This is a genomic window from Pectobacterium artocarpous (assembly GCF_046159765.1).
GTDB lineage: Bacteria > Pseudomonadota > Gammaproteobacteria > Enterobacterales > Enterobacteriaceae > Pectobacterium.
The window spans coordinates 53,674-80,460 of sequence record NZ_JBJXVK010000021.1 but is presented as its reverse complement, the minus strand read 5'-3'; the positions used below and the strand labels follow the sequence as shown (position 1 = coordinate 80,460).

Genomic DNA, 26,787 nt, shown 5'->3' with positions numbered 1-26,787 from the left:
GTCCCAGCTACAGCTCTGCAGTTTTATCTCACTTTCCACCCACCTTTTTTATTATAAGGATTTCTTGTGCTGGTTATATTGGGTTATATCGTAATTGTGGCCTCGATACTCGGCGGTTATCTCATGGTCGGTGGGGCCTTGGGGGCGCTTTACCAACCTTCGGAACTGCTGATTATCGGCGGTGCGGCGGTAGGTGCTTTCATTGTGGGTAACAATGGAAAGGCGATAAAAGCAACACTACGCGCGTTACCTCTTTTGGTTAAAAGTTCCAAGTATAATAAAGCATTGTATATGGATCTTATGGCTTTACTCTTTCGTGTGATGGCCAAATCCCGCCAGCAAGGCATGCTTTCCCTAGAATTTGATATTGATAACCCTCGTGAGAGCGAAATTTTCTCAAGCTATCCTAATATCCTTGCTGATAACACCATCGTTGAATTCATTACTGATTATTTGCGTTTAATGGTCAGCGGCAACATGAATGCGTTTGAGATTGAAACACTGATGGATGAAGAAATTGAAACGATTGAGCATGAAAGCGAAGTGCCAGCGACGAGCTTGACGCTAATGGGAGATGGTCTCCCGGCATTTGGTATTGTAGCCGCTGTTATGGGGGTTGTTCACTCGCTGGCTTATGTTGACCGACCTGCCGCTGAACTGGGAATGATGATTGCTCATGCCATGGTGGGAACCTTCCTGGGTATTCTTCTCGCATACGGCTTTGTCTCGCCATTGGCGGCTTTGCTGCGCCAGAAAAATGCAGAAAAAATCAAAGCATTGCAGTGCATTAAAGTCACGTTACTGTCGAGCCTTAATGGCTATGCTCCACAGATTGCCGTTGAGTTTGGTCGTAAAACGCTGTATTCAACGGAGCGTCCTTCCTTCACCGAATTGGAAGAGCACATTCGTCGTGTGAAATCGCCGACTCAGCAAGCGTCGGACAGTAACGCATGAAACATCAACATCCCATTATTCGCAAAAAGCGTAAGTCTGGACATGGGGGCCACCATGGTGGCTCCTGGAAGATTGCCTACGCTGACTTCATGACAGCAATGATGGCATTGTTTCTTGTAATGTGGCTTATCGCAATTTCTACGCCAATGCAGTTGGCCCAAATCGCAGAGTATTTCCGTACTCCATTAAAGGTCGCCTTAACTTCAGGCTCTAAATCAAGCGACAGTTCCAGCCCGATTCCGGGGGGGGGGAACGATCCAACCCAGCAAGATGGTGAAGTGAAAAAGGCCATCAAAACAGACAACGTGGAAAAAAAGCTGGATGAGGTTCGACTCAATAGATTGCGTGAACGTCTGGATCAGCTAATTGAGGCCGATCCTCGACTACGCGCACTTCGCCCGCATCTGTTGATTGAAATGATCGATGAAGGATTGCGTATCCAAATCATCGACAGTCAAAACCGCCCAATGTTTAAAACCGGGAGCGCACAGGTTGAGCCTTATATGCGAGATATCCTGCGTGCGATAGCGCCTATCCTGAATGATTTTCCGAATAAACTGAGTATCTCAGGCCATACCGATGATGTTCAGTATACGACGGGGGAACGTGGCTATAGTAACTGGGAACTGTCCGCAGATCGCGCCAATGCATCACGCCGAGAGCTTATTTTTGGTGGTTTGTCTGATGGAAAAGTTTTGCGCGTTGTGGGCATGGCTGCGACAATGAACCTCAAACAGGCGACAGGGGGAAATGATGCGATTAACCGACGTATCAGTTTGCTGGTATTGAGCAGGCAAGCACAAAAGGATATTGAAGAAGAAAATGCAGAAAGCTCTGCTGTAAATATAGACAAGGCGGAAAATTTACAAAATATGGAGTTGGATAAGCCTAAACCTACCACTCCGGCTGCCGAAAATAGTGATAATAATACGAGTGGAAGTGGTGGGGCATCGCCACAACCAACCAATGGAGTGCCTGCTCCAGAGCGTCAACAGCCAACCACCGCGTTGCCTGCTGCGCCCGATAGTCAGGCGACGCCTTCTCAATAAGCCGCGATTCACAGCAGAGGTGACCACGTGAGCATGGACATGAGTGCTTTCTATCAAACGTTCTTTGATGAAGCAGATGAATTACTGGCAGATATGGAACAACATTTATTATTGTTGGATCCGTCAGAGCCTGATACCGAGCAATTGAATGCGATTTTCCGAGCCGCTCATTCCATCAAAGGGGGGGCAGGTACGTTCGGTTTTAAAGTATTGCAAGAAACTACACACATTTTAGAAAATCTACTCGATGGGGCAAGACGCGGGGAAATGCGTCTTAGCACTGATATCATCAACCTGTTTCTGGAAACAAAAGACATTATGCAGGATCAGTTGGACGCTTATAAAACCGCGCAGGAACCCAATGCGGAAAGCTTTGAGTATATCTGTCAGGCCCTGCGCCAGCTCGCTCTGGAGTCTAAAGCTGATGGTGACGTTACCCACGCTGAGGCACCAGTTGCAACACAACACACTGCCAGCCCGGCATCTACCGCTGCAGGTAAAGGTGAAATGCGTATTGCATTAACCGGCCTAAAATCTCAGGAAATACCTCAAATGCTGGAAGAGCTTGGTAATCTGGGAACCGTTAAAGATCCTCACCAGACCGACACAAGCGTAGAAGTCACGTTAGTCACGTCTGAAAGTGAAGATGATATTAGTGCCGTACTGTGTTTTGTTCTTGAACCTGAGCAAATCAGCTTCAAGTCTGCCGTAGCCAGCCAACCCGCCGTTGCTGAAGTCGTGGAGACGTTGGCTGTTGTCGAAGCACCGGTGCAGGTGCCGGCATCGGTAGCACCAGCCGCACCGCCTGCGCCAACTGCTGCAAAAACACAAGCTGTGCCGGAAAATGGAAAAAATAAAGCAAAAACCGGTGATACCAGTATTCGTGTAGCGGTTGAGAAGGTTGACCAGCTTATCAACCTCGTTGGTGAGTTAGTTATTACACAATCTATGCTGGCACAACGCTCAAGCGAACTCGATCCTGTAGCCCATGGTGACCTGCTCAATAGTATGGGGCAATTAGAACGCAATGCTCGCGATCTGCAAGAGTCGGTTATGTCTATCCGCATGATGCCGATGGAATATGTATTTAGTCGCTTCCCTCGCTTGGTTCGTGACCTGGCTGCCAAATTGGATAAGCAGGTTGAGCTAACGCTGATGGGGAGTTCCACTGAGTTGGATAAGAGTTTAATCGAACGTATTATCGATCCTCTGACTCACTTGGTGCGTAACAGCCTCGACCACGGTATCGAATCTCCAGATAAACGCGTCGCTGCAGGTAAATCTCCCGTGGGTAACCTGACGCTTTCTGCAGAACATCAGGGCGGTAACATCTGCATTGAAGTTATCGATGATGGTGCAGGGCTCAACCGCGAAAGAATTCTGGCTAAGGCCCTGTCCCAAGGGTTGGCCGTGAGCGACACGATGTCTGATGAAGAAGTGGGTATGTTGATTTTTGCCCCTGGCTTCTCCACAGCAGAGAAGGTCACAGACGTTTCTGGGCGCGGTGTCGGCATGGACGTGGTTAAGCGGAATATCCAGGAAATGGGTGGGCATGTTGAAATCCACTTCCAGGCTGGAAAAGGTACTACTATCAGAATCTTGTTACCATTAACGTTAGCTATCCTCGATGGTATGTCTGTTAAAGTTAACAACGAAGTCTTTATTCTCCCGCTTAATGCTGTAATGGAATCCCTGCAGCCTCAGTCGGAAGACCTGTACCCATTAGCTGGCGGCGAACGTGTATTACAAGTTCGTGGTGAATATTTACCTCTCGTTGAGCTATTCCATATTTTTGATGTGGATGGCGCTAAAACGGATGCTACCCAGGGTATAGTCGTGATCCTGCAGAGTGCGGGCCGACGTTATGCCTTGTTGGTCGATCAGTTGATTGGGCAACATCAGGTCGTTGTTAAAAACCTGGAAAGTAATTATCGCAAGGTACCAGGCGTTTCAGCCGCTACCATTCTTGGTGATGGCAGCGTTGCGCTGATTGTGGATGTTTCAGCGTTACAATCGCTTAATCGTGAAAAGCGTGTGGTTGAAACTGCTGCTTAATAAAACAGATCGTTAATAAAGGGTGGAAAACATGACTGGACTTGCAAGCGTCACGAAATTAACTGGCGAAACAGTAGGACAGGAGTTCCTGATTTTTACGCTGGGTGACGAAGAGTACGGCGTTGATATTTTAAAAGTACAAGAAATTCGCGGTTATGACCAGGTAACGCGTATTGCTAATACACCTTCTTTCATCAAAGGTGTCACCAACCTACGCGGTGTCATTGTGCCGATCGTTGACTTGCGTATTAAATTCGCCAAGCAGGATGTTGAATACAATGACAACACGGTTGTTATTGTTCTAAATCTTGGTCAGCGTGTCGTTGGTATTGTCGTTGATGGTGTGTCAGATGTGTTGTCATTGACCGCAGACCAAATTCGACCTGCACCGGAGTTTGCCGTAACTCTGTCAACGGAATATCTGACTGGTTTGGGTTCTCTGGGTGAGAGAATGCTGATTCTGGTTGACATCGAAAAACTGTTGAGCAGCGAAGAAATGGCGCTGGTTGATAGTGTGTTGAAAGCCTAATCCATCGGCCTTCAGGGGCTACGAAAGTAGCCCCGAAAACCTTCCTTAGCCGTATTCTTGTCTGTTCAGAAATTCGTAAAGATATCCAGAATAATGCCGATATTATCGGTGGTTGGTCTACTCAAAAGGCGTTATATGTTTAACCGTATAAAAGTTGTCACAGGTTTGATGCTTGTACTGGTATTATTTGGAGCTCTTCAGCTTATTTCTGGTGGTTTATTCTTCAGTGCATTAAAAAACGATAAGGATATCTTTAGCTCAACGCAGGTGATTAACCAGAAGCGTTCCGAGCTAGATTCTGCATGGTCATATTTATTACAGACCCGTAATACACTTAACCGCGCGGGTACGCGTTTTGCGCTTGATGCAAGCGGTACGGGAACTGGTGTGGGTGGGAAAGAGCTTTTGGCTTCAGCCCAAAAGCAACTGTCCGTAGCAAACGATTTTTTCTCCCGCCATGAGAAAGTGCCACAAGATTCTCGTCAGGATGAAAGTATCGTTCGGGGAGTAAAAGAGAATTATGTTGCTCTGAATGGTGCATTAAACGAATTAATTCAGTTTTTGAATGCAGGGGAATTTAAAAAATTTGTTGAGCAACCGACACAGCGTTTTCAGGATAACTTTGAAAAAGCGTATTATGCCTATAAAGCTGAAAGCGATAAGCTTTATCAGGCTGGTATAGCTAAAAACGATGAAGCTTACGATTCCGCACTTTGGATCCTTGGTTTCATTCTCGTGCTGTTTTTTGCGTTAGCTTTGATTTCCTGGATTGGTATTCAACAACTATTAATCAGGCCACTAAATAACATTGTTGAACACATTCGCCACATTGCGAAAGGTGATTTGACAAAAATAACTCATTTTTACAGCAGCAATGAAATGGGTATTCTGGCTGACAGTATTCGCCATATGCAAAGTGAGTTTGTTTCAACGGTTAGCACGGTTCGACAAGGTGCGGATGCGATTTATACCGGTGCAACAGAAATTAGCGCCGGAAATAACGATCTTTCGTCACGTACCGAACAGCAGGCTGCCTCGCTGGAAGAAACAGCAGCAAGTATGGAACAGTTGACCGCAACCGTTAAGCAGAATGCGGAAAATGCTCGTCAGGCCAGTCAGTTGGCGCTGAGTGCATCAGAAACGGCTCAGAAGGGTGGCAAGGTCGTCGCTAATGTTGTCAAAACCATGCACAATATCGCTGGAAGTTCGCAAAAAATTGCCGATATTACTAGTGTGATTGATGGCATTGCTTTCCAAACCAACATTCTTGCACTGAATGCGGCAGTTGAAGCGGCCAGAGCAGGGGAGCAAGGCCGTGGTTTTGCGGTCGTTGCAGGCGAAGTGCGTAATTTGGCACAACGTAGTGCTCAAGCTGCAAAAGAAATTAAAAGTCTGATTGAAGATTCTGTGAACCGGGTCGATGAAGGTTCTGTACTGGTTGAGAGTGCGGGCGAAACGATGGGAGAAATCGTCAGCGCGGTCACTCGTGTAACAGATATCATGGGTGAAATTGCCTCGGCTTCGGATGAGCAAAGTAAAGGTATCGATCAGGTTGGTCAGGCTGTAACTGAAATGGATCGCGTAACGCAACAAAACGCCTCTTTGGTTGAAGAGTCTGCTGCCGCCGCGGTTGCTTTGGAGGAACAAGTGAAAGTGCTGAACCAGGCTGTAGCTGTATTCCGCCTGTCTGAAGATGCAGGTTCTTTTAAAAGAACGACACCAGTAACGACAGGTCAAAAACCTGTATTGTTTGTGTCCTCATCGAATGGCGCTAAGGAAGTGAAAGAAGGTTCATCCAATGATAATTGGGAAACGTTCTGATAAAAATCGTCGTATAGGCTATAAATAACCAAGCTTGTAGGACCCGTTATTGAGCCAATTCCCGGCCGCTTATGTATAAGGTGGCTGGGTGATTGTTTACTCGGCATAATTTAAAAAATGAACATGCGAGTAATTTATCGCTACGTGCCTGGTATTGGACCAAAGAATAAAGCAGGTAGCACAGCTGTGATGATAGGGAGCAGCCACCGGACAGCATGTGGCCTTGGTAGAACGAACACGCTGACCAGTTCTGTTTGCAGAACTTATAAGGTGTATTACCAATACAGTGTCAGTTTTAATCGCCAGCGATGAGTAATTGACGAATGACAATAAAAAGCCTGCGTTAGCTGTAAAGGAAAGTTCAGATTGAAAAAAACCATAGCAAAAAACACTATTCGAGCTGTTTGATATGAAAAGTACACCATCGCAAAATCGTCCTGAATCTGCCTCTATTCTGACGCAGATGGTTGATCGGTTGCCGTTGTCGGACACCCATTTTCGGCGAATCAGTCAATTAATATATCAACGCGCCGGCATTGTGCTGGCCGATCACAAACGCGAGATGGTTTATAACCGTTTGGTTAGACGTCTCCGTTTGCTTGGAATCAATGATTTCGGTCAGTATTTAGCGCTATTGGAATCAGATCCTAACAGTGCAGAATGGCAAGCTTTTATTAATGCGTTAACCACTAACTTAACGGCGTTTTTCCGTGAAGCTCACCATTTTCCTATATTGGCTGAGCATGCCAGAACACGCCCAAATGGCTACACGATCTGGAGTACGGCGGCTTCTACAGGGGAAGAGCCTTATTCGCTGGCGATGACACTTGCCGAGGTCTTAGGTAATAAAGCTAGTGGGTGTCAGGTGTGGGCCAGTGATATTGATACTCAGGTTTTAGAAAAGGCAACGGCTGGTATCTATCGTCAAGAAGAGTTGCGTTCTCTTTCTCCACAGCAACTCCAGCGCTTCTTTTTACGCGGGACCGGGCCACATAGTGGTTTGGTGCGTGTTCGTCCTGAGCTTGCATCAATGGTACATTTCCAACAATTAAATTTGCTCGCGCCAGATTGGTCCGTTCCTGCGCCATTCGATGCTATTTTTTGTCGTAATGTAATGATTTATTTCGATAAAGAAACTCAAGAGCGTATTCTCCGTCGATTCGTCCCGATGCTTAAACCGGGGGGATTGTTATTTGCCGGGCATTCAGAGAATTTCAGCCAGATCAGTCGCGAATTCTATTTGCGTGGGCAAACTGTATATGGACTGGCTAAGGAAAGATAATGAGCAAGATAAGAGTATTATGCGTGGATGATTCTGCCCTCATGCGTCAGATCATGACTGAAATAATTAATAGCCATTCCGATATGGAAGTTGTCGCGACTGCGCCAGATCCATTAGTTGCTCGTGATTTGATTAAAAAATTCAATCCTCAGGTATTAACGCTGGATGTGGAAATGCCTCGTATGGATGGGTTGGATTTTCTTGAGAAACTTATGCGCTTGCGCCCGATGCCGGTTGTGATGGTGTCATCATTGACGGGAAAAGGATCGGAAATTACGCTGCGCGCTTTGGAGCTTGGCGCGATTGACTTCGTCACCAAACCTCAATTAGGTATTCGTGAGGGGATGCTGGCGTATAGCGAGCTGATTGCGGAAAAAATTCGCATGGCTGCGAAGGCACGTCTTCCTCAGCGTAGTGCAGCAGCAGAGCCGACAAAAATTATTCAGCATATGCCATTGCTCAGTAGTGAGAAGTTGATCGCGATTGGTGCATCGACAGGAGGAACGGAAGCGATACGGCATGTATTGCAACCCCTGCCGCCGACAAGCCCTGCATTACTGATTACACAACATATGCCGCCAGGCTTTACGAAATCTTTCGCCGAGCGGTTGAACAAGCTGTGCCAGATTACGGTGAAAGAAGCAGAAGACGGGGAACGTGTTCTGCCTGGCCATGCCTATATTGCTCCAGGAGCTCGTCATCTTGAACTGGCGCGTAGCGGAGCAAACTATCAGGTACGTTTAAATGATGGACCTCCCGTTAATCGGCATCGTCCATCAGTCGATGTGTTATTCCGTTCGGTTGCACAATACGCTGGGCGAAATGCTGTAGGGGTAATCCTTACTGGAATGGGGAACGATGGGGCGGCTGGCATGTTGGAACTCCATCAGGCTGGTGCTTATACACTGGCCCAAAATGAAGCAAGTTGTGTGGTTTTCGGGATGCCACGTGAAGCGATTGCTATGGGTGGCGTTGATGAAGTGGTGGATTTGCACCAGGTGAGCCAGCGTATGCTGGCACAAATCTCTGCCGGACAGGCATTACGTATATAAGCAGCTCTCGGTGAGCAATAAATATTTTAGGAGTAGGTATGGCCGATAAAGAACTCAGATTTCTGGTTGTGGATGATTTTTCGACGATGCGCCGAATTGTCCGTAACCTGCTGAAGGAATTGGGCTTTAATAACGTAGAAGAGGCAGAGGATGGCGCTGATGCGCTAAACAAGCTTCGCGCTAGTGCTTTTGATTTCGTCATTTCTGACTGGAATATGCCCAACATGGACGGACTGGAGCTGTTGCAGACTATACGTGCTGACGGTGCGCTTTCCAGCCTTCCCGTACTGATGGTAACGGCGGAAGCGAAGAAAGAAAACATTATCGCTGCTGCACAAGCGGGTGCTAGTGGCTATGTAGTTAAACCATTTACTGCTGCTACCCTTGAAGAAAAACTGAATAAGATTTTCGAAAAACTGGGTATGTAAGGGGAGCTTATGACGCCACATATGCCGTCTGTAAACGACACAGCCTCAGCAACCGAGATCATTTCCCGTATTGGTCAATTGACTCGTATGCTGCGCGACAGTTTGAAAGAGCTGGGTCTGGATAATGCGATAGCAGAAGCAGCAGAGGCTATTCCTGATGCCCGCGATCGTCTTGACTATGTCGTCCAGATGACTGCGCAAGCGGCAGAGCGCGCGCTCAACTGCGTAGAGGCTGCACAACCACGTCAAAACCAATTAGAAGCTGATGCCAAATCTCTGAAAGCTCGTTGGGATGAATGGTTTGAAAATCCAATTGAGCTGGCTGATGCGCGTGAATTAGTGACGGATACACGCAGCTATCTTGAAGATGTACCACAGCATACCTCATTTACCAACGCTCAACTGTTGGAAATTATGATGGCGCAGGATTTCCAGGACCTCACCGGTCAGGTCATCAAGCGAATGATGGATGTTGTCCAGGAGATTGAAAAACAGCTGCTGATGGTATTGCTGGAAAATATCCCAGAAAAACCAGACGCGCCTAAGCGTGCAAATGATGGTCTACTGAATGGGCCCCAGTTGGATAAGGGGGCAGCAGGTATCGTTGCCAATCAGGATCAGGTTGATGACCTTCTGGATAGCCTCGGGTTCTAATGCATCTTGCTTCAAAAAGGGGGGGGATTCCCTTTTTTGAAAAAATGATGAACACCATCGTCCGGTTATTTATGGCCAGTATCTATGGCCATAAATAGCTAAATCCGCTTTTTCCCGCCTTTTTACCCTTACTATTCGTTAAAGAAGCATGGGTTTTTCTCGTTGTTCCAGCCATAAAAATTTTCCGTATTTGTCATGCTAAGCAGCAAATTCCTATCCCGAAAGTCGTAACAGGAACGCCACAGTGGCAGATGATAGCGATCTGGAAAAAACAGAAGCCCCCACTCCCCAAAAGGAAGAAAAGGCGCGTGAAGAAGGCCAGATCCCACGATCGCGAGAGTTGACTTCAGTCCTGATGCTGGTCGCAGGGTTGGCTATTTTGTGGATAGGTGGCGATGTGATGGCTGGCCGATTAGCCAGAATAGTCTCACAGTCGTTAAATTTCGATTACGCAACGATTGGCGATGATACCCAAATGTTAAGGCATGTTGGTGCATTGCTGCGTCAGGCAGCATCGGCGTTAATACCGATTATGTTAGGGGCTGTGTTGGTTGCGTTGTCTGCACCTTTGTTGCTTGGTGGGATATTATTCAGCACCAAGTCATTAAAAGTTGACTTCAAAAAATTAGATCCTATTTCTGGATTGAAGCGGTTGTTTTCCTCCCAATCACTGGCTGAGCTTTTCAAGGCAGTATTGAAATCAGTCATGGTCGGGATCATTAGTACCTTGTTCTTAATTCATAACTGGCCAAAAATATTGCATCTGGTATCCGAAGCGCCGATTGCAGCGTTAGGCGATGCTCTTGAATTGGCCGTAATGTGTGGCTTTCTCATTATCATGGGTCTCATTCCTATGGTTGCTTTTGATGTATTTTGGCAAGTTTGGAGCCACATTAAAAAGTTACGGATGAGCAAGCAGGAAATTCGTGATGAACATAAAGAGAACGAGGGTGACCCTCACGTTAAAGGCCGTATTCGTCAGCAGCAGAGAGCAATTGCTCAGCGTAGAATGATGGCTGATGTGCCTAAAGCTGATGTGATTGTCACTAACCCGACGCATTATGCGGTAGCATTACGTTATGATGAGAAAAAAATGAATGCGCCGAAAGTGTTGGCTAAAGGGGCGGGTGAGATCGCGTCGCGTATTCGTGAATTGGGCACCGAACATCGTGTTCCTATTTTAGAAGCACCACCTTTGGCGCGAGCGCTATTTCGTCATTCCGAGGTCGGAGAGCACATTCCGGCCGCGCTGTATGCTGCCGTTGCAGAAGTCTTAGCCTGGGTTTATCAACTGAAACGCTGGAAGCGGGAAGGTGGATTAATTCCTAGAAAACCGAAACATCTACCCGTGCCGGATGCACTGGATTTTGCTAAAGAGAATACTACTGATGGCTAATTTGGCCTCTCTGCTTCGTTTACCGAATAATATGAAAGGTACCCAATGGCAAATATTAGCCGGACCTGTACTGATCCTGCTGATACTTTCCATGATGGTATTGCCGCTGCCGCCATTCATTCTGGATCTGTTATTTACCTTTAACATCGCTCTATCTATCATGGTATTGCTGGTTGCGATGTTTACTCAGCGGACGCTGGAGTTTGCTGCATTTCCTACGATCCTGCTGTTTTCTACGTTACTACGTTTGTCACTCAACGTCGCATCTACCCGTATTATTTTACTTGAAGGGCATACAGGCACTGCCGCTGCTGGTAAGGTCGTTGAAGCATTTGGTCACTTTCTGGTTGGCGGGAATTTTGCCATAGGTATTGTGGTCTTCATCATTCTTGTCTTAATCAACTTCATGGTTATCACCAAAGGTGCCGGACGTATCGCTGAGGTTGGCGCCCGCTTTGTCTTGGATGGTATGCCAGGTAAACAGATGGCGATCGATGCCGATCTTAATGCCGGGATAATTGGTGAAGAAGAGGCGAAAAAGCGCCGTGCTGAGGTGACGCAGGAATCAGACTTTTACGGTTCAATGGATGGTGCCAGTAAGTTCGTGCGCGGTGATGCTATCGCCGGACTACTTATCATGGTCATCAACATTGTTGGCGGGTTGATCGTTGGTGTCGTACAGCATGGTATGCCGGTAGGGCAGGCAGCGGAAAGCTATACGCTGCTTACCATCGGTGATGGCCTGGTTGCCCAGATTCCTGCTCTAATTATTTCTACCGCTGCGGGTGTTATTGTTACTCGTGTAAGTACCGATCAGGATGTTGGCCAGCAAATGGTCACCCAACTGTTCAACAATCCACGGGTTATGGTGTTGAGTGCGGCGGTTATCGGGCTTATTGGGTTGGTTCCTGGAATGCCTAATTTTGTCTTTCTGTTATTCACTGCATCCTTGTTAGGGCTTGCCTGGTGGATGCGTGGTGAGCAGCAAAAAGAACCTGTGATGCAGCCCATAGCCTCTTCAATGGAAAAGCATCAAGTGATTGAAGCCAGTTGGGCTGATGTACAGCTTGAAGATCCTCTGGCTATGGAAGTAGGTTATCGCTTGATCCCAATGGTTGATGCACAACAAGATGGAGAACTGTTGGGCAGGATTCGTAGTATCAGGAAAAAATTTGCTCAGGAGATGGGGTATTTACCGCCAGTGGTTCATATCCGCGATAATTTGGAACTTCAGCCTGCCAGCTACCGCATATTGATGAAAGGGGTGGAGGTGGGGAGCGGAGAAGCCCATCCTGGGCGCTGGATGGCGATAAATCCAGGCAATGCGGTTGGCTCATTATCTGGAGATATCACGCAGGACCCTGCATTCGGTTTGCCAGCAGTCTGGATTGATAATGCTTTGAAAGATCAGGCTCAGGCTCAGGGATTCACTGTGGTAGAAGCGAGCACCGTGGTGGCAACACACCTGAACCATTTAATTGCGCTGCATGCCAGCGAATTGTTTGGAAGACAGGAAGCTCAGCAGTTGATGGATCGCGTTGCGCAGGAAATGCCAAAACTGACAGAAGACTTTATTCCCGGCGTAGTGACACTGACGACGTTGCATAAAGTCTTGCAAAATCTCCTTAGCGAGAGGGTTTCTATCAGGGATATGCGTACCATCATGGAAACATTGGCTGAACATGCACCAGTGCAGCCAGATCCTCATGAACTCACCACGGTCGTCAGGGTTGCTCTGGGACGTGCTATCACTCAGCAGTGGTTCCCGGGAGACAGTGAGCTTCAGGTTATTGGCTTGGAAGGATCGTTGGAGCGTCTTTTATTGCAGGCGCTTCAGGGAGGCGGTGGTCTCGAACCTGGACTTGCTGATCGTCTGCTGGAACAGGCGAAACAAGCGTTACAGCGGCAGGAAATGTTGGGTGCTCCGCCGGTTCTGCTTGTGAACCATGCTCTACGCGCTTTGCTCGCCCGGTTTTTGCATCGTAGCTTGCCAAATATGGCCGTACTTTCTAATCTCGAAATCAGCGATCATCGCCAAATCCGAATGACATCAATCATAGGGGAAGCCCAGCGATGAAGGTGATACATTTTCTCACAGTAACGGCACTGGCACTTCCACTTTATTCCATCGCGACACCAGGTAGCTGGAATGGAAATCTGCCAGGAATAAAACTGGATTACCGTGGTGAAATGGTTACGACAGCGGCTTTTTCTCCTAACATAGCCGTCAAGCCGGAGGAAACTATTACGACAATATATTGGCGGCATCTGATTGACTCAGCAATACCGACGGGGCTGGTGGTTAAACTCTGTTCGCAGTCTCCGCAACGCTGTGTTGATTTAAATGGAAGTGGTAACGGACAAACTCAAGCATTTGAGGGGTTATCAGCTAACAATGAGTTTCGTTTTGTCTATTACATTGAAGGGAAGGGGCGGCTCAATCATACGTTCAACGTTCGCGCGATTGATATTGCTGTAAACTATAAATAATTTATATAATTCAGTATGTTAAATGATGAAAGTCTCTACTGAAAAGAAAGAGACTTTCAAAACGTAATTCTTCTGCCACCCACTGTTACACCTTTCGACTGACCATCAGGACCATATAGTCCACCATGGCGAGGTTTCAGTATGTTGATAGCTTCGTTTGTATAAGCAATATGCCGACTCAACAGAAGGCCATTGTGCCTATTTTGGTCATTCAAACGTTTGGTTAACTCTTGAACCTGCTGCCAGTAAGCAAACAGCTTTTCAATACTATCATAAGGTGCTTGCAACCTAAGCATAGATTCCGTTTCATGACGCCGATTTTCTAAATGCTTCATCGTCGCCAGCAAAGACGTCTTCTTCTCAGTCACCTGTTGCAGTGCGATGCTATTAATATGTCCGGCGCAAAGTAAGGTTTGCTCTTCAGACATAACTCCATCAAGCTCGTGCAAGTTATCCAGCAGTTGTTCAAGGATCGATTGCAAATTTTCCATAAGTATTAATTACCTGCTAAAAAATCCTGCGTTTCTTTAAGCAATGCATCTGCGATTTTTCCGGCATCGATTTTAAGTGAGCCATCACGAATTGCCTGCTTCAAAGTTTCAACACGGTTCATGTCTATGTCTTGCGTACCTGGTTGCATCAATTTCGCCTGCGCGTCACTCAGTTTTACCTGGGTTGCACTGACTTCTGACAGAGCATCAGTCTGTTTGCGCTTGGTTTTAGCGACATCGCCAGATTCGCGTTGCTGAACTTGACTGACCGGCTTTAATGACTGTGTGCGATCAATACTCATAATACATCCCTCTTCTTGAGGATAAATAGTTAATCATCAATGTGTTATGGCTTGCTTATCACATTGGCTATTCAATTTTAAAACGTTGTCAGTAATGGCTATGTAATGATCATCGGCAAACATCAGCAAATCTTTAATTAATTACTGTGAGATCAGAATAATCCCATCTCCGTTCGTGATTCCGCTGACTATTTGCCCATTTCCCGTTCTGACTCTGACGGCCTGTCCGGCAGCTGCATTATTCATCGCTTTTCCTTCGCCATTAATTGTGAAGCCTTCTCCTTGGGCAATAATTTGCACTGATTGACCCGCCTTAACAACCCAGGCTCGTCTGATCATGGAAGCGGTAATAACCTGACCGGGTGTGAGATCGCGCAAAAGTACCGCGCCTTGAGCACCTTGTAACGTCAGTATAGGGCGCAACGGTAATAAATCGAGCCTGCCTTTTGTCAAACGAATGTCTTTTTCCGTCAGGGTTGTTCCTCGGTTCACCGGCCGTGAGCTGGTGACATAGTTCCCTGTAACCTGAACTTCAGTTTGAATAAAGCGACGCTGTTGCCCACAGCGAACAGACAGGCTTACATTACCCCACATTTTCGTATTCCCTGGCAACGTGATCTGGGGGGCTTCACATTCCGGCCATTGTGATTCTGGTGATTTTATCACAACGTTAACGGTATTCGTGCTTCCTTGAAAGCGTGAGGCAAAGAATTGATTGATCTGTGTCGGAAGGTCGTTTGCATTGACAGAAGCACATAGAATGAAAAAGCAGGAGATCGCCAGACTGAGATAATAATAGATTGTTTTCATTCCAGTTCAGCTCTCCTGATTCCGATTGTGTCGGGCATAAGTGTAACGATGTCAGCGTAAGGTTAAGGCAATAAATAGCGCTGCATTTGGTGTCTATTCGTTCGATGACATAGTCATCATGAGAATTATCCTACTCACTCCAAATTCTAACTTGCGGAGGGAGCATGCTTGATAAATTAGACGCCTCGTTGCGGTTTCAGCAAGAAGCGTTGAACTTGCGTGCCCAGCGGCAGGAAATTCTGGCCGCGAATATTGCTAATGCGGATACGCCAGGCTATCAGGCAAGGGATATCGATTTTGCCAGCCAGCTCAGTAAAACCATGGAGCAAGGGCGGGTGAACGGTACGGGTATTGCGCTGAAAACGACATCTGTACGGCATATACCGGCACAGAACTTTCAGCCGCCGGAACTTGATTTGCTCTATCGCGTACCCGATCAGCCTGCATTGGATGGCAATACGGTCGATATGGACCGGGAGCGCACTAATTTTGCCGATAACAGCCTGAAATATCAAACCAGTCTGACTGTTCTAGGCGGTCAGATTAAAGGCATGATGTCAGTCTTGCAGTCTGGTTCATGATAGTCGCGCGATGAGAAGGTAAAAATTCATGTCGTTATTAAATATATTCGAAATTTCAGGTTCAGCGCTTTCTGCGCAATCTCAGCGTCTGAATGTGAGTGCCAGTAATCTGGCTAACGCAGACAGTGTAACGGGACCTGATGGCGAACCCTATCGCGCCAAGCAGGTCGTATTCGAAGTGAATGCGGCTCCGGGGCAGTCAACTGGCGGTGTGCGCGTGGCTAATGTTATCGAAGATCCATCGCCCGCACGTCTGGTTTACGAACCGGGTAACCCGCTGGCGGATGGGCAGGGGTACGTTCGCATGCCGAATGTTGACCCCGTAGCTGAGATGGTAAACACCATTTCTGCATCTCGCAGTTATCAGGCAAACGTCGAAGTTTTGAATACGACAAAATCGATGATGCTGAAGACGTTAACGATCGGGCAATAATTGGGAGACGAAACAATGTCTGTAACAATCAATGATACCTCCTCGGCAACGGGAATACAGAGTACCTCAACTGCTTCCACGACAACCGAGGTAGAGAAAAACAGTAGTGCCGATCTTGAGAATCAGTTTTTGACCCTTCTGGTTGCGCAGTTGAAAAACCAAGACCCGACGAACCCGATGAGTAACGATCAGCTTGTTAGCCAACTTGCTCAGCTCAACACCGTTAGCGGTATTGAAAAATTGAACACCACATTGGGTTCTATTTCTGGTCAGATCAATAGTAACCAGTCTATGCAGGCAACAACGCTGATTGGTCATAGTGTCATGATCCCAGGAAATGACATTCTTGTTGGCACTGAAACCAGTACACCTTTTGGCGTGGAGTTAGAGAGTGCTGCGGAGTCCGTTACCGTCACTATTAATGATGCGACTGGTAAAGCCGTCCGTACTATCGAATTGGGGACGCTTTCTGCTGGCGTTCACTCATTCAACTGGGATAGTAAACTTTCTGATGGTACCGTTGCGCCTGATGGCGCTTATACCTTCACTGTTGCTGCCAGCACGGGCGGCGCGCAGCAAGTTGTTCAGCCACTGAGCTATGCGGTTGTAAATAGTGTTGTCCGCGATGATAGCGAGGCACTACTGGATTTGGGTCTGCGCGGTCGAGCCACTATGGACGACGTCAGGCAGATTCTGTAACAGAATAAATTTCATACTATTCCAGTCGGTTTTGTCGCCTGGAATATGACTTAATCAATTCATCTGGAGAACGACATGGGTTTTTCTCAGGCGGTCAGTGGCTTAAACGCGGCATCCAATAACCTGGATGTAATCGGTAATAACATCGCTAACTCAGCAACAGTAGGGTTCAAATCCGGTACGGTTACCTTCGCCGATATGTTTGCGGGTTCTAAAGTCGGTATGGGTGTAAAGGTTTCATCAGTATTACAGGACTTCGGTAGTGGTACCGTGACGTCTTCATCGCGCGATCTGGATGTCGCGATCAGTGGTAGTGGCTTCTATAGAATGCAGGACACTAACGGCTCTATCTATTACAGCCGTAACGGCCAGTTTATGTTGAATGGTCGCAGCATTGTTAACGCTCAGGGTATGCAATTGACAGGCTATCCGGTTGCGGGTACGCCGCCAACCGTTCAGAACGGTGCAGACCCTGTACCATTGACGATTCCAGATGGCGATATGCTAGCGAGCGCGACCACGACAGCTTCTCTTACTGCCAACCTGAAGTCATCTGATGCGGTCACGACTTGGGATGGTACGGGTACTGAAGGCACGTATAACAGTAAAACAGCATTAACGACATACGATAGCCAAGGCAACGTGCATAACTTCACGTTGTACTTCGTTAAAACTACGGACAATACCTGGCAAACCTATGCCAAGGATGACTCGGTAACACCTGTAACGTACCAAAATGCGGGTACGCTTAATTTTGCCGAGAATGGCGCGTTGACGGGGCATACTCCTTTCACCGTCAACCTGGTTGGTACCAATGGCGCGGCGACGAATACGTTCACACTTAATTTTGGTGGCAGCGTGCAGCAAAACGCCGATTATAGCTATAAAAGTCCAACCCAGAACGGTTTCGCGCCAGGGTCTTTGACCGGTTTCGCCATTAATGACGATGGTACTATCGAAGGTAGCTACAGCAATGGTCAGAAACAGCCTCTGGGACAAATTTTGCTGGCTGGCTTTGCCAACCCTGAAGGCCTTTCTCCTGAAGGTGATAACGTGTGGTCTGAAACGGGAACGTCCGGTCAGGCGGTTATCGGTCTGGCGGGTACGGGCAGTCTGGGTAAGTTGATTGGTAAATCGACCGAAAGTTCGAACGTTGATCTGAGTAAAGAACTGGTGAACATGATTGTAGCGCAGCGTAACTATCAGTCGAATGCGCAAACTATCAAAACGCAGGATTCCATTCTGCAAACGCTGGTTAGCCTGCGTTAATTATCCTAACGGGGACATTGCATGGATCACGCGATTTATACGGCAATGGGTGGCGCGAGTCAGTCATTGGAAAAGCAGGCGATTACGGCGAACAACTTGGCGAATGCTTCAACGCCGGGTTTCCGGGCTCAGCTCTCTGCACTACGTGCTGTACCGGTAAATGGGCTGACACTGCCTACCCGTACGTTGGTTGTTGCTTCAACGCCTGGTGCTGATATGACTGAAGGCGTGATGAATTATACCGGTCGTGCAATGGATGTCGCTTTACCGAAAGAGAGTTGGTTGGCCGTGCAAACGGCTGATGGCGGTGAAGCGTATACCCGTAATGGTAATATGGAGATCAACGCGGATGGGCAGTTGACTATTCAGGGACGTATTGTGATGGGTGACGGTGGGCCGATTGATGTACCGCCGCAGGCTCAGATCAGCATTTCTCCAGATGGTACGATTTCTGCTCTTAATGCGGGAGATCCGCCCAATACGATTGCCCAGTTGGGACGTTTGAAGCTTGTTAAAGCTACCGGACAAGAAGTTGAACGTTCTGATGATGGATTATTTCGTTTGACGCAACAGACTCAGCAACAACGTGGAAATATTCTGCAAAACGATCCCACTGTGCGCATTATGCCTGGTGTGATCGAGGGCAGTAATGTGAACACGGTCGATACGATGGTTGACATGATTGCCAATGCTCGTCGCTTTGAAATGCAGATGAAAGTCATTAGCAGCGTCGACGATAATGCACAACGCGCTAATCAGATATTAGCAATGGGTTAAGCGCCGAGTGCGCACAGGAGTGAATAAATGATCCGTTCTTTGTGGATTGCAAAAACCGGCTTGAATGCCCAGCAAACCAATATGGACGTTATTTCCAATAACTTGGCAAACGTCAGTACCAATGGTTTCAAACGTCAACGTGCAGTATTTGAAGATTTGATGTATCAAACCGTTCGTCAGCCTGGGGCTCAGTCTTCAGAGCAAACCATGTTACCGTCTGGCTTGCAGTTGGGTACTGGGGTTCGTCCGGTATCAACAGAACGTATTCATACTCAAGGGACGTTTTCCGAAACGGGTAACTCTAAAGACGTTGCTATTAAAGGTCAGGGGTTCTTTCAGGTTCAGTTGCCTGATGGCACAACGGCGTACACGCGTGACGGTGCCTTCCAGCTTGACGGTAACGGCCAGTTAGTGACGTCCAGTGGTTATCTGGTCCAGCCAGCGATTACCGTTCCGGCGAATGCGACGGAACTGAATATCGGTCGTGACGGTATCGTTAGTGTTAAATTGCAGGGGCAGGCGGCAACAAACCAGATTGGTCAGTTGACGTTGACCACTTTTATTAACGACAGTGGCCTTGAGAGCATTGGTGAGAACCTGTATTTGGAAACGGCGAGCTCGGGTGCACCGAATGAAACGAACCCAGGTTTGAATGGCGCAGGTCTGCTCTATCAAAAATATGTCGAAACCTCCAACGTCAATGTGGCTGAAGAATTGGTATCGATGATTCAGACTCAGCGTGCTTACGAAATCAACAGTAAAGCTATTTCTTCTTCTGACCAAATGCTGCAGAAATTGACTCAGTTGTAATGCGTAACCCACCCATGTCCGGTACAAGAGTGGGGCTTTAGTAGTCAAATGTTAGCAATATAGTTGGCAATGTAGACAGTGTTTAACGGGGTAATGATAGCCATATGCACCAGATGAATGGGCAAGTATGGTTTTGATTTGCCCCGTGAATATGTGAAATAGATTAATTTAAGGCGATATCTGCAGTGATAATGAATGCAAAGTCGGTTATCAAACCACTCCGCCGACCCCTTCTGATGGCCTTGATCGCAATGGTAGCACTTAACGGTTGCGCCTATATTCCGCATGATAAAGTTGTCACTGGGCCTACGACTGCCCAGCCTGCATCGCCAGTATTAGCAGGACCAAATGGTTCTATTTTCCAGACAGTGCAGCCGATGAACTATGGCTACCAGCCCATGTTTGAGGACCGCCGTCCACGTAATGTTGGTGACACATTAACGATCGTGCTGCAGGAAAACGTGAGCGCCAGTAAAAGTTCGTCTGCCAATGCCAGTCGAGATGGTTCTTCCACATTTGGTCTGACGGCAACGCCCCGTTATCTGGAAGGCCCGCTCGGCAATAACCGGGCCGCATTGAATGCGACCGGAACAAACGAATTTAGCGGTCAAGGTGGCGCGAACGCGAACAACACGTTCAGCGGTACAATCACGGTTACGGTTGGCCAGGTTCTGGCGAACGGCAATCTGCAGGTCGTTGGCGAAAAACAAATTGCCATTAATCAGGGAACAGAGTTTATTCGTTTCTCTGGGGTCGTCAATCCGAGAACCATTAGCGGTAATAACTCGGTGCCATCAACCCAGGTTGCAGACGCGCGTATTGAATATGTCGGTAATGGCTACATTAACGAAGCGCAAAACATGGGCTGGTTACAGCGGTTCTTCCTCAATGTTTCTCCGTTCTAAGTTTAAGAGGCCTGCTATGCGGATTGCATCCTTTTTCACTGTACTGCTGACGTTACTGGCACTGAATATTGCCCCTGCATCAGCAGAGAGAATTCGCGATCTGGTGAATATCCAGGGCGTGCGTGGTAACGCGTTGATTGGTTATGGTTTAGTTGTTGGTCTGGATGGTTCTGGTGACCAGACAACGCAGACGCCGTTTACGACGCAAAGTTTAACTAACATGCTTTCCCAGTTAGGGATTACTGTCCCTGCCGGAACCAATATGCAACTGAAAAACGTGGCTGCGGTGATGGTAACGGCGGAGCTACCTCCTTTCGGCAGAGCGGGTCAGAACATTGATGTTGTTGTCTCTTCACTTGGTAACGCGAAGAGTCTGCGCGGCGGAACGCTGTTAATGACCCCATTGAAAGGGGTAGATAATCAGGTGTATGCCCTTGCTCAGGGTAACGTTTTGGTTGGCGGCGCTGGCGCTTCTGCTGGTGGAAGCAGTGTGCAGGTTAACCAGCTTGCCGGTGGAAGAATCAGCAACGGTGCTGTGATTGAGAGAGAGTTGCCAAGCACGTTTGGTACGTCAAATACCATTATGTTGCAACTGAAGAACGATGATTTTTCGATGGCGCAGAAGGTGAGCGATGCGATAAACCACTCTGGATACGGTGGTACTGCGAGCGCACTGGATTCCAGAACTATTCAGGTCCTGGCACCGCATGGTAATAGTTCTCAGGTTCGCTTTCTGGCCGATATCCAGAATATTGACGTTAACGTCGGTATCCAGGACGCCAAGGTGGTCATCAACTCCCGTACCGGATCTGTTGTGATGAACCGTGATGTCACGCTGGATAGCTGTGCTATCGCTCAGGGTAATCTTTCAGTGACGATCAACCAGCAGGCCAACGTTAGCCAGCCTAATACTCCATTTGGTGGCGGTCAGACGGTGGTAACGCCGCAAACAGAGATATCGGTTCAGCAAGCGGGAGGTTCTTTACAGCGAGTCAATTCTAGTGCCAATCTGAACAACGTCGTGCGTGCACTGAATTCTCTGGGCGCAACACCGATGGAGTTGATGTCTATTTTGCAAGCGATGCAAAGCGCTGGCTGCTTGCGTGCCAAACTGGAAATTATTTGATGAGCGATATACAGACGCTGAATAACGCGGCTTATGATGCCCAGTCTCTGAATACATTGAAGCGTGAAGTTTCAGGGAATCCTCAAAGTAAAGAGGGTATCAGGGCGGTAGCGCAACAAATGGAAGGCGTGTTTGTCCAATTGATGATGAAAAGTATGCGTTCAGCGATTCCGCAAGATGGACTTTTCAACAGCGATCAGACGCGTCTGTATACCTCGATGTATGATCAGCAAATTGCCCAGGAGATCTCAACGAAGGGAAAAGGGCTCGGGCTCGCAGATGTCATGGTTGAGCAATTAAGCCGACAATCTCCTGATGTGACGGCGGCTAAAACAGCGGTTCCTTCTGTTCCATTAACATTCGATGGTGATGTGCTTAAAACCATGCCAATCGCCGCAGTAGAGCAAATGGTGCGTAAAGCGCTACCCAAATTGCCCAATACCGGGTCAGCCATACCGCTATCCACGAGTAATTTTGTGTCTCAGATTTCCTTGCCTGCTCAGATTGCCAGCCAGCATAGCGGTATACCTCACCATCTTATTATTGCTCAGGCGGCGCTTGAATCTGGTTGGGGACAGCGTGAAATCCCTACTGAAGATGGCCGCCCTAGTCACAACCTGTTTGGTATCAAAGCAGGCAGTAGTTGGGATGGACCGACTACGGAGATCACTACGACAGAGTATGAGCACGGTGTGGCCAGGAAGGTGAAAGCCAGCTTCCGCGTGTACGACTCTTACATTGAAGCTATTGGCGACTATGTGAAGTTGCTTACCAACAACCCGCGTTATTCAGCCGTGATGAACGCGGGAACGGCTGAGCAAGCGGCTCATGCGCTACAAAAAGCGGGTTATGCGACGGATCCGCAATATGCTCAGAAACTGGTTAGTATGATCCAGCAAATGAAGAATTCTGGTGATAAAGTAGCCAAAGCATACACACACGATTTAAGCCGCCTATTTTGATTTTTTTATTCAAGATTTGCGCGCTCTGTCCGATAAAGTAATTAACTTATGTAGCGTATTTGCTGCTTTCCGCATTTGGTTAATCGCGCAGGGCGAAGAAAGCCTGTGTAAGAGGAACAACACCCTATGTCCAATTTAATTAACACCGCGATGAGTGGCTTAAAAGGTGCACAGGTCGCGCTGAATACCGTGAGTAACAACATTAGTAATCAGGCGGTTACTGGGTATAGTCGGCAGAATACAATACTTGAACAAGCTTCTAGCAGCGCTACATCGGCTGGGTACATTGGTAATGGCGTCAACGTTGTTAGCGTTAACCGCCAATATAATGAATTTATTACCAATCAGTTACGTTCTGCTCAAACCACAAGCAGTTCTGTTTCTGCCTATTATGAGCAGATCGCCAAAATTGATAATCTGCTGGCCAACAGTACAACCAGTCTCTCATCGACGATGCAGGATTTTTTTTCAAATTTGCAGAATCTCACCAGCAATTCTGGCGACTCGTCTACTCGTCAGACGGTGCTGGGTAAAGCTGAAGGTTTGATTAACCAATTTAAGGTTACGGATAAATATTTACGTGACATGGACAACGGCCTAAATACACAGATTCAAAGCACGGTTGGACAAATCAATTCGTATACCGATCAGATTGCATCGTTGAATAACGAAATCACGCGTTTACTGGGGTCAAACAACGGCGCTATGCCTAATGACCTCCTTGACCAGCGCGATCTTCTGGTCGATCAGCTCAATAAACTGGTTGGGGTTGATGTTACCGTTCAGGATGGAACTATTTACAACGTTGCATTGAAGAACGGTACTAATTTGGTCCAGGCGGGTACGAGCAATCAGCTGGTTGCAATAAGTTCCAGTAGTGATCCTACTCGTCTTACAATTGGATATAAAGACCAGACAAACGATGTTGTTGCGTTGACTGAAAAGACCTTAACGGGTGGTTCATTAGGTGGATTGATTTCTTTCCGTACTGAGACGCTAGATGAAGCGCGCAATCAACTGGGTCAGTTGGCGCTGGCATTCGCTGATGCATTTAACGCCCAACATCAGGAAGGTTACGACTATAACGGCGTGAAAGGGGGCGATTTCTTCTCGTTTGGTAAAGCAGTTGTTCTGAATGACAGCGGAAATAGTGGCAACGCGGCCCTAACGCCTTCTTACACCGATACCAAAGAAGTGCAGGCAACTAACTATTCCATTAAATATGATGGGGCTAGCTGGCAGGTTACCCGTTTGTCTGACAATTCGAAGTTTACGGCGGCAGTCAACACTTCCGATAACAGCTTGAATTTTGATGGCATCAAAATGACCATCTCTGGTACTCCGGCAACGAACGACAGTTTTCTGCTAAAACCAGTTAATGATGTTATCACTGATATGTCAGTAGCTATCTCCGATCCTAGTAAGATCGCTGCGGCGTCAGTCAAGCTCGACGATGCTGGAAACCCTGTTGTAGATACAAGCGGTAACCCTGTATTTGGCGGTGTAGGTGATAATACTAACGCCAAGGCATTGCTTGCTCTGCAAAATGAAAAAATTGTAGGTGGTAAAGCAAGTTTTTCCGGCGCATACGCTAGTTTGGTCGGAGAAATTGGTAATCAGACAAGTACGCTGGAGATAAACAACACATCGCAACAGAATGTTGTGAAGCAGCTCACAGCGGAACAGCAGTCCGTATCTGGCGTAAATCTGGATGAGGAATACGGCGATCTGATGCGTTACCAGCAATACTATATGGCGAATGCGCAGGTCATTAAGACAGCACAATCCATATTTGACGCTCTGTTAGCTGCTCGCGGCTAGTTTGACCATTTGATTGAGAGGAATTAATACCATGCGTTTAAGCACCAGCATGATATATCAGCAAAATATGCAAGGCATTCTGAATGGTCAGACCGCGTGGCAGAAAACCGGCGAGCAGCTTTCAACTGGAAAGCGGGTTGTTAACCCCTCTGACGATCCGATCGCCGCAACGAGTGTCATCATGCTTGACCAGGCTCAGTCGGAAAATGGTCAGTACACGCTAGCGCGTACTTTTGCCAAACAAAGTATGTCTCTGGAAGAGTCCATTTTAGAAAAAAGCACGAGCACGATTAGCAGCGCAATGAGTGAGGTCATTCAAGGCGGTGGTGTTTTGAGTGATGACGATCGTAAATCGGTTGCCACCTCCCTGCGAGGCATAAAAGCTGAATTACTGAATATGGCTAACAGCACCGACGGTAACGGCAATTATATTTTCGCCGGTTATAACACGGACAAAGCGCCTTATGTTGAGGGGGCTAATGGTGTGACTTATGTGGGCGGAAATCAGGCGATTTCTCAACGCGTAGATGCAGCGCGAAATATGACGGTTAACCATATTGGTTCTGCTGTGTTCAATGGGGTAACTGGCGATGCCCAAAAAGAGCCAGATGGTAGTATTCAGTCGGATCTATTTGAAACGCTCGATATTGCAATTAATGCGCTTGAGACTCCACTCGCTGATGCTGATGCTGCAACAAAAGCCGATGTGGCTGCGGCCTTAGAAACGGCAAACCGTGGTTTAAAGAATTCATTTAATAATATCTCAGCGGTTCGAGCCGAACTGGGTATTCAACTCAATGAGATTGATAACCTTGATGCGATTGGTAAAGATCGTGATGTGGCGAATAAAACAGCGTTGTCACAATTGCAGGATACTGACTGGTATGACGCAATTTCATCCTACATCATGCAGCAATCTTCTCTGCAAGCTTCCTATACGGCTTTCCAGAGCATGCAGGGGATGTCATTATTTCAGACAAAATAGTAGGTAGAAGACATTTATCTATTCTACTTTACAGTTTGAATACGCTTAAACCGGGCGTATTTTTTAGGCGTGTCATTCTCTTGATTACATTGAATGACATGCCATTTTTTATTTTTTCGTCACCCCTTCTTCAGTCTTCTCTTTTATTGAATTCTACCGCTTCAGCACATTGATATTCGATGTATTTTCTAATGCCGAGCTTCTCTGAGGGGCAGCATTTGCCGTCATAGAAGGATAGGGCAGGCTTGAATTGAAATCAGTATGTTTCTGCACACCCGTCATGACTATCTATCACGACGAATTTACGTTTGTCAGGTATTTAAGAACTGGGAAGTTGGTTAAGAATGTCTGCGAGCAAGTCGAAGACTTCGCTAAATAAATGCTCTGCGAAAGGCGGAATTAGCGGAATTAATAAACCTAACGTCATGATGCCTACGGTGAGGGTGATCGGGAACCCTACGACGAATATTGAGAGCTGCGGCGCGACGCGGTTAAGCATGCCTAAGGCCAGGTTGATAGTTAGTAGAAGGGTTATAATAGGCAGCGCTAGCATCAATCCATTAATAAAAATCAGCCCCCCGGCACGTGCCAGAGCGAGAAAGGCATTGCTGTTAACCGGATCGGCACTGATGGGCAGAGTATAAAAGCTATCTGCTAATAACGAAATCATCCAGAGATGTCCGTCAAAGGTTAAGAACAATAAAATTGCGAGAATATTCAGGAAGCGAGCAATGACCTGCATATTTGGGCCGCCAGTGGGATCAAAGAAGGTCGCGAAGGCGAGTCCCATTTGTAAACCAATGAGTTCTCCAGCATGACGAATTGCAGCAAATGCCAACTGCATTGACAGGCCAAGTGTGATGCCGATGAGAACTTGCTGTATCAACAGCCATATGCCCGCGACAGAAAAAATAGGCGTGGTGTTTAACGGCAAATAAGGTGCGACGAGTAGGGTAATTAGTACACCTAAGCCTATTTTCACCCGATTGCCAATGGCTCTTTCGTTAAAGACTGGAGCGGTGCTGATCAAGGCAAGAATTCTGACAAAGGGCCAGAAAAACTGGCTGACCCAATTCACCATGTCCCAACTGTTAAACGTCAGCATA

The 26,787-nt window shown here is 47.3% G+C and carries 27 protein-coding genes; 23 read left to right on the top strand and 4 right to left on the bottom strand.

Features of this window, described 5'->3' with window-relative positions:
• The first annotated feature begins 66 nt into the window (after positions 1-66).
• From motA to ACKQAD_RS14530, 12 genes are all read left to right on the top strand, one after another.
• Complete coding sequence (motA, locus tag ACKQAD_RS14585; RefSeq protein ID WP_409160815.1) at positions 67-954, top strand: flagellar motor stator protein MotA; 888 nt, start codon at positions 67-69, stop codon at positions 952-954.
• Complete coding sequence (gene motB / locus ACKQAD_RS14580) at positions 951-2,003, top strand: flagellar motor protein MotB (RefSeq protein WP_180777781.1); 1,053 nt, start codon at positions 951-953, stop codon at positions 2,001-2,003. Before motA ends, motB begins: the two co-directional genes overlap by 4 nt.
• A 33-nt stretch (positions 2,004-2,036) precedes the next feature.
• The gene (cheA, locus tag ACKQAD_RS14575) at positions 2,037-4,058 is read left to right on the top strand and encodes a chemotaxis protein CheA (protein ID WP_409160827.1); all 2,022 of its coding nucleotides are present in this window, start codon (positions 2,037-2,039) and stop codon (positions 4,056-4,058) included.
• A 31-nt stretch (positions 4,059-4,089) separates the two neighbouring features.
• Entirely contained in the window at positions 4,090-4,587 is a 498-nt protein-coding gene (gene cheW / locus ACKQAD_RS14570; RefSeq protein WP_409160814.1) for a chemotaxis protein CheW, read from the top strand.
• 135 nt (positions 4,588-4,722) lie between these two features.
• Positions 4,723-6,408: a methyl-accepting chemotaxis protein gene (locus ACKQAD_RS14565; RefSeq protein ID WP_409160813.1), complete on the top strand. Its 1,686-nt coding sequence runs from the start codon at positions 4,723-4,725 to the stop codon at positions 6,406-6,408.
• Positions 6,409-6,817: 409 nt separating this feature from the next.
• On the top strand, positions 6,818-7,690 hold the full coding sequence (gene cheR / locus ACKQAD_RS14560; RefSeq protein ID WP_409160812.1) for a protein-glutamate O-methyltransferase CheR: 873 nt from the start codon (positions 6,818-6,820) through the stop codon (positions 7,688-7,690).
• The gene (locus tag ACKQAD_RS14555) at positions 7,690-8,742 is read left to right on the top strand and encodes a protein-glutamate methylesterase/protein-glutamine glutaminase (RefSeq protein ID WP_015840810.1); all 1,053 of its coding nucleotides are present in this window, start codon (positions 7,690-7,692) and stop codon (positions 8,740-8,742) included. Before cheR ends, ACKQAD_RS14555 begins: the two co-directional genes overlap by 1 nt.
• A gap of 38 nt (positions 8,743-8,780) precedes the next feature.
• Positions 8,781-9,170, top strand: coding sequence for a chemotaxis response regulator CheY (gene cheY / locus ACKQAD_RS14550; RefSeq protein ID WP_005970714.1), 390 nt, complete (start codon positions 8,781-8,783; stop codon positions 9,168-9,170).
• 9 nt (positions 9,171-9,179) lie between these two features.
• Positions 9,180-9,824: a protein phosphatase CheZ gene (cheZ, locus tag ACKQAD_RS14545; RefSeq protein WP_409160811.1), complete on the top strand. Its 645-nt coding sequence runs from the start codon at positions 9,180-9,182 to the stop codon at positions 9,822-9,824.
• A gap of 244 nt (positions 9,825-10,068) precedes the next feature.
• Positions 10,069-11,220, top strand: coding sequence for a flagellar biosynthesis protein FlhB (gene flhB, locus ACKQAD_RS14540; RefSeq protein WP_409160810.1), 1,152 nt, complete (start codon positions 10,069-10,071; stop codon positions 11,218-11,220).
• Entirely contained in the window at positions 11,213-13,297 is a 2,085-nt protein-coding gene (gene flhA, locus ACKQAD_RS14535; protein WP_409160809.1) for a flagellar biosynthesis protein FlhA, read from the top strand. The genes flhB and flhA overlap by 8 nt, the downstream gene beginning before the upstream one ends.
• Entirely contained in the window at positions 13,294-13,710 is a 417-nt protein-coding gene (locus tag ACKQAD_RS14530) for a flagellar protein FlhE (protein ID WP_409160808.1), read from the top strand. The genes flhA and ACKQAD_RS14530 overlap by 4 nt, the downstream gene beginning before the upstream one ends.
• Before the next feature lie 56 nt (positions 13,711-13,766).
• On the opposite strand, the gene ACKQAD_RS14525 is transcribed toward ACKQAD_RS14530, so the two are convergent.
• The 3 genes from ACKQAD_RS14525 to flgA all read right to left on the bottom strand — a co-directional run bounded on the left by ACKQAD_RS14525 (position 13,767) and on the right by flgA (position 15,313).
• On the bottom strand, positions 13,767-14,201 hold the full coding sequence (locus ACKQAD_RS14525; RefSeq protein ID WP_409160807.1) for a flagella synthesis protein FlgN: 435 nt from the start codon (positions 14,199-14,201) through the stop codon (positions 13,767-13,769).
• 5 nt (positions 14,202-14,206) lie between these two features.
• On the bottom strand, positions 14,207-14,503 hold the full coding sequence (flgM, locus tag ACKQAD_RS14520; RefSeq protein WP_409160806.1) for a flagellar biosynthesis anti-sigma factor FlgM: 297 nt from the start codon (positions 14,501-14,503) through the stop codon (positions 14,207-14,209).
• A gap of 141 nt (positions 14,504-14,644) precedes the next feature.
• Positions 14,645-15,313: a flagellar basal body P-ring formation chaperone FlgA gene (gene flgA, locus ACKQAD_RS14515; RefSeq protein ID WP_409160805.1), complete on the bottom strand. Its 669-nt coding sequence runs from the start codon at positions 15,311-15,313 to the stop codon at positions 14,645-14,647.
• Positions 15,314-15,477: 164 nt separating this feature from the next.
• On the opposite strand from flgA, the gene flgB reads away from it, so the two are divergent.
• The 11 genes from flgB to flgL all read left to right on the top strand — a co-directional run bounded on the left by flgB (position 15,478) and on the right by flgL (position 25,681).
• Positions 15,478-15,894 (top strand): flagellar basal body rod protein FlgB, encoded by a 417-nt coding sequence (gene flgB / locus ACKQAD_RS14510; RefSeq protein ID WP_015840802.1) that lies wholly within the window; start codon positions 15,478-15,480, stop codon positions 15,892-15,894.
• A 28-nt stretch (positions 15,895-15,922) separates the two neighbouring features.
• Complete coding sequence (flgC, locus tag ACKQAD_RS14505) at positions 15,923-16,327, top strand: flagellar basal body rod protein FlgC (RefSeq protein ID WP_015840801.1); 405 nt, start codon at positions 15,923-15,925, stop codon at positions 16,325-16,327.
• Between the two features lie 15 nt (positions 16,328-16,342).
• The gene (gene flgD / locus ACKQAD_RS14500; protein WP_409160804.1) at positions 16,343-17,026 is read left to right on the top strand and encodes a flagellar hook assembly protein FlgD; all 684 of its coding nucleotides are present in this window, start codon (positions 16,343-16,345) and stop codon (positions 17,024-17,026) included.
• 75 nt (positions 17,027-17,101) lie between these two features.
• Complete coding sequence (flgE, locus tag ACKQAD_RS14495) at positions 17,102-18,295, top strand: flagellar hook protein FlgE (protein WP_409160803.1); 1,194 nt, start codon at positions 17,102-17,104, stop codon at positions 18,293-18,295.
• Between the two features lie 21 nt (positions 18,296-18,316).
• Complete coding sequence (locus ACKQAD_RS14490) at positions 18,317-19,072, top strand: flagellar basal body rod protein FlgF (protein WP_409160802.1); 756 nt, start codon at positions 18,317-18,319, stop codon at positions 19,070-19,072.
• 27 nt (positions 19,073-19,099) lie between these two features.
• A complete protein-coding gene (gene flgG / locus ACKQAD_RS14485; RefSeq protein WP_409160801.1) occupies positions 19,100-19,882 on the top strand; it encodes a flagellar basal-body rod protein FlgG in 783 nt (260 codons plus the stop codon).
• A gap of 191 nt (positions 19,883-20,073) precedes the next feature.
• On the top strand, positions 20,074-20,787 hold the full coding sequence (gene flgH / locus ACKQAD_RS14480; protein ID WP_409160800.1) for a flagellar basal body L-ring protein FlgH: 714 nt from the start codon (positions 20,074-20,076) through the stop codon (positions 20,785-20,787).
• A 16-nt stretch (positions 20,788-20,803) separates the two neighbouring features.
• Entirely contained in the window at positions 20,804-21,913 is a 1,110-nt protein-coding gene (locus ACKQAD_RS14475) for a flagellar basal body P-ring protein FlgI (protein ID WP_409160799.1), read from the top strand.
• Positions 21,913-22,875, top strand: a complete 963-nt coding sequence (gene flgJ / locus ACKQAD_RS14470; RefSeq protein WP_409160798.1) for a flagellar assembly peptidoglycan hydrolase FlgJ — start codon at positions 21,913-21,915, stop codon at positions 22,873-22,875. The genes ACKQAD_RS14475 and flgJ overlap by 1 nt, the downstream gene beginning before the upstream one ends.
• A 126-nt stretch (positions 22,876-23,001) precedes the next feature.
• Complete coding sequence (gene flgK / locus ACKQAD_RS14465; protein WP_409160797.1) at positions 23,002-24,696, top strand: flagellar hook-associated protein FlgK; 1,695 nt, start codon at positions 23,002-23,004, stop codon at positions 24,694-24,696.
• A gap of 31 nt (positions 24,697-24,727) precedes the next feature.
• Positions 24,728-25,681, top strand: coding sequence for a flagellar hook-associated protein FlgL (flgL, locus tag ACKQAD_RS14460; RefSeq protein ID WP_409160796.1), 954 nt, complete (start codon positions 24,728-24,730; stop codon positions 25,679-25,681).
• A gap of 319 nt (positions 25,682-26,000) precedes the next feature.
• Here the strand turns inward: flgL and fliR are convergent, their stop codons facing one another.
• Entirely contained in the window at positions 26,001-26,786 is a 786-nt protein-coding gene (fliR, locus tag ACKQAD_RS14455; protein ID WP_409160795.1) for a flagellar biosynthetic protein FliR, read from the bottom strand.
• Between the last annotated feature and the right edge of the window lies 1 nt (position 26,787).

Excerpts from the sequence above, each read along its gene's own strand:
- motB (WP_180777781.1), top strand. The coding sequence starts at position 951 with ATGAAACATCAACATCCCATTATTCGCAAAAAGCGTAAGTCTGGACAT.
- cheA (WP_409160827.1), top strand. The coding sequence starts at position 2,037 with ATGGACATGAGTGCTTTCTATCAAACGTTCTTTGATGAAGCAGATGAA.
- cheW (WP_409160814.1), top strand. The coding sequence starts at position 4,090 with ATGACTGGACTTGCAAGCGTCACGAAATTAACTGGCGAAACAGTAGGA.
- ACKQAD_RS14565 (WP_409160813.1), top strand. The coding sequence starts at position 4,723 with ATGTTTAACCGTATAAAAGTTGTCACAGGTTTGATGCTTGTACTGGTA.
- cheR (WP_409160812.1), top strand. The coding sequence starts at position 6,818 with ATGAAAAGTACACCATCGCAAAATCGTCCTGAATCTGCCTCTATTCTG.
- ACKQAD_RS14555 (WP_015840810.1), top strand. The coding sequence starts at position 7,690 with ATGAGCAAGATAAGAGTATTATGCGTGGATGATTCTGCCCTCATGCGT.
- cheY (WP_005970714.1), top strand. The coding sequence starts at position 8,781 with ATGGCCGATAAAGAACTCAGATTTCTGGTTGTGGATGATTTTTCGACG.
- cheZ (WP_409160811.1), top strand. The coding sequence starts at position 9,180 with ATGACGCCACATATGCCGTCTGTAAACGACACAGCCTCAGCAACCGAG.
- flhA (WP_409160809.1), top strand. The coding sequence starts at position 11,213 with ATGGCTAATTTGGCCTCTCTGCTTCGTTTACCGAATAATATGAAAGGT.
- ACKQAD_RS14530 (WP_409160808.1), top strand. The coding sequence starts at position 13,294 with ATGAAGGTGATACATTTTCTCACAGTAACGGCACTGGCACTTCCACTT.
- ACKQAD_RS14525 (WP_409160807.1), bottom strand. The coding sequence starts at position 14,201 with ATGGAAAATTTGCAATCGATCCTTGAACAACTGCTGGATAACTTGCAC.
- flgM (WP_409160806.1), bottom strand. The coding sequence starts at position 14,503 with ATGAGTATTGATCGCACACAGTCATTAAAGCCGGTCAGTCAAGTTCAG.
- flgA (WP_409160805.1), bottom strand. The coding sequence starts at position 15,313 with ATGAAAACAATCTATTATTATCTCAGTCTGGCGATCTCCTGCTTTTTC.
- flgB (WP_015840802.1), top strand. The coding sequence starts at position 15,478 with ATGCTTGATAAATTAGACGCCTCGTTGCGGTTTCAGCAAGAAGCGTTG.
- flgC (WP_015840801.1), top strand. The coding sequence starts at position 15,923 with ATGTCGTTATTAAATATATTCGAAATTTCAGGTTCAGCGCTTTCTGCG.
- flgD (WP_409160804.1), top strand. The coding sequence starts at position 16,343 with ATGTCTGTAACAATCAATGATACCTCCTCGGCAACGGGAATACAGAGT.
- flgE (WP_409160803.1), top strand. The coding sequence starts at position 17,102 with ATGGGTTTTTCTCAGGCGGTCAGTGGCTTAAACGCGGCATCCAATAAC.
- ACKQAD_RS14490 (WP_409160802.1), top strand. The coding sequence starts at position 18,317 with ATGGATCACGCGATTTATACGGCAATGGGTGGCGCGAGTCAGTCATTG.
- flgG (WP_409160801.1), top strand. The coding sequence starts at position 19,100 with ATGATCCGTTCTTTGTGGATTGCAAAAACCGGCTTGAATGCCCAGCAA.
- flgH (WP_409160800.1), top strand. The coding sequence starts at position 20,074 with ATGAATGCAAAGTCGGTTATCAAACCACTCCGCCGACCCCTTCTGATG.
- ACKQAD_RS14475 (WP_409160799.1), top strand. The coding sequence starts at position 20,804 with ATGCGGATTGCATCCTTTTTCACTGTACTGCTGACGTTACTGGCACTG.
- flgJ (WP_409160798.1), top strand. The coding sequence starts at position 21,913 with ATGAGCGATATACAGACGCTGAATAACGCGGCTTATGATGCCCAGTCT.
- flgK (WP_409160797.1), top strand. The coding sequence starts at position 23,002 with ATGTCCAATTTAATTAACACCGCGATGAGTGGCTTAAAAGGTGCACAG.
- flgL (WP_409160796.1), top strand. The coding sequence starts at position 24,728 with ATGCGTTTAAGCACCAGCATGATATATCAGCAAAATATGCAAGGCATT.
- fliR (WP_409160795.1), bottom strand. The coding sequence starts at position 26,786 with ATGCTGACGTTTAACAGTTGGGACATGGTGAATTGGGTCAGCCAGTTT.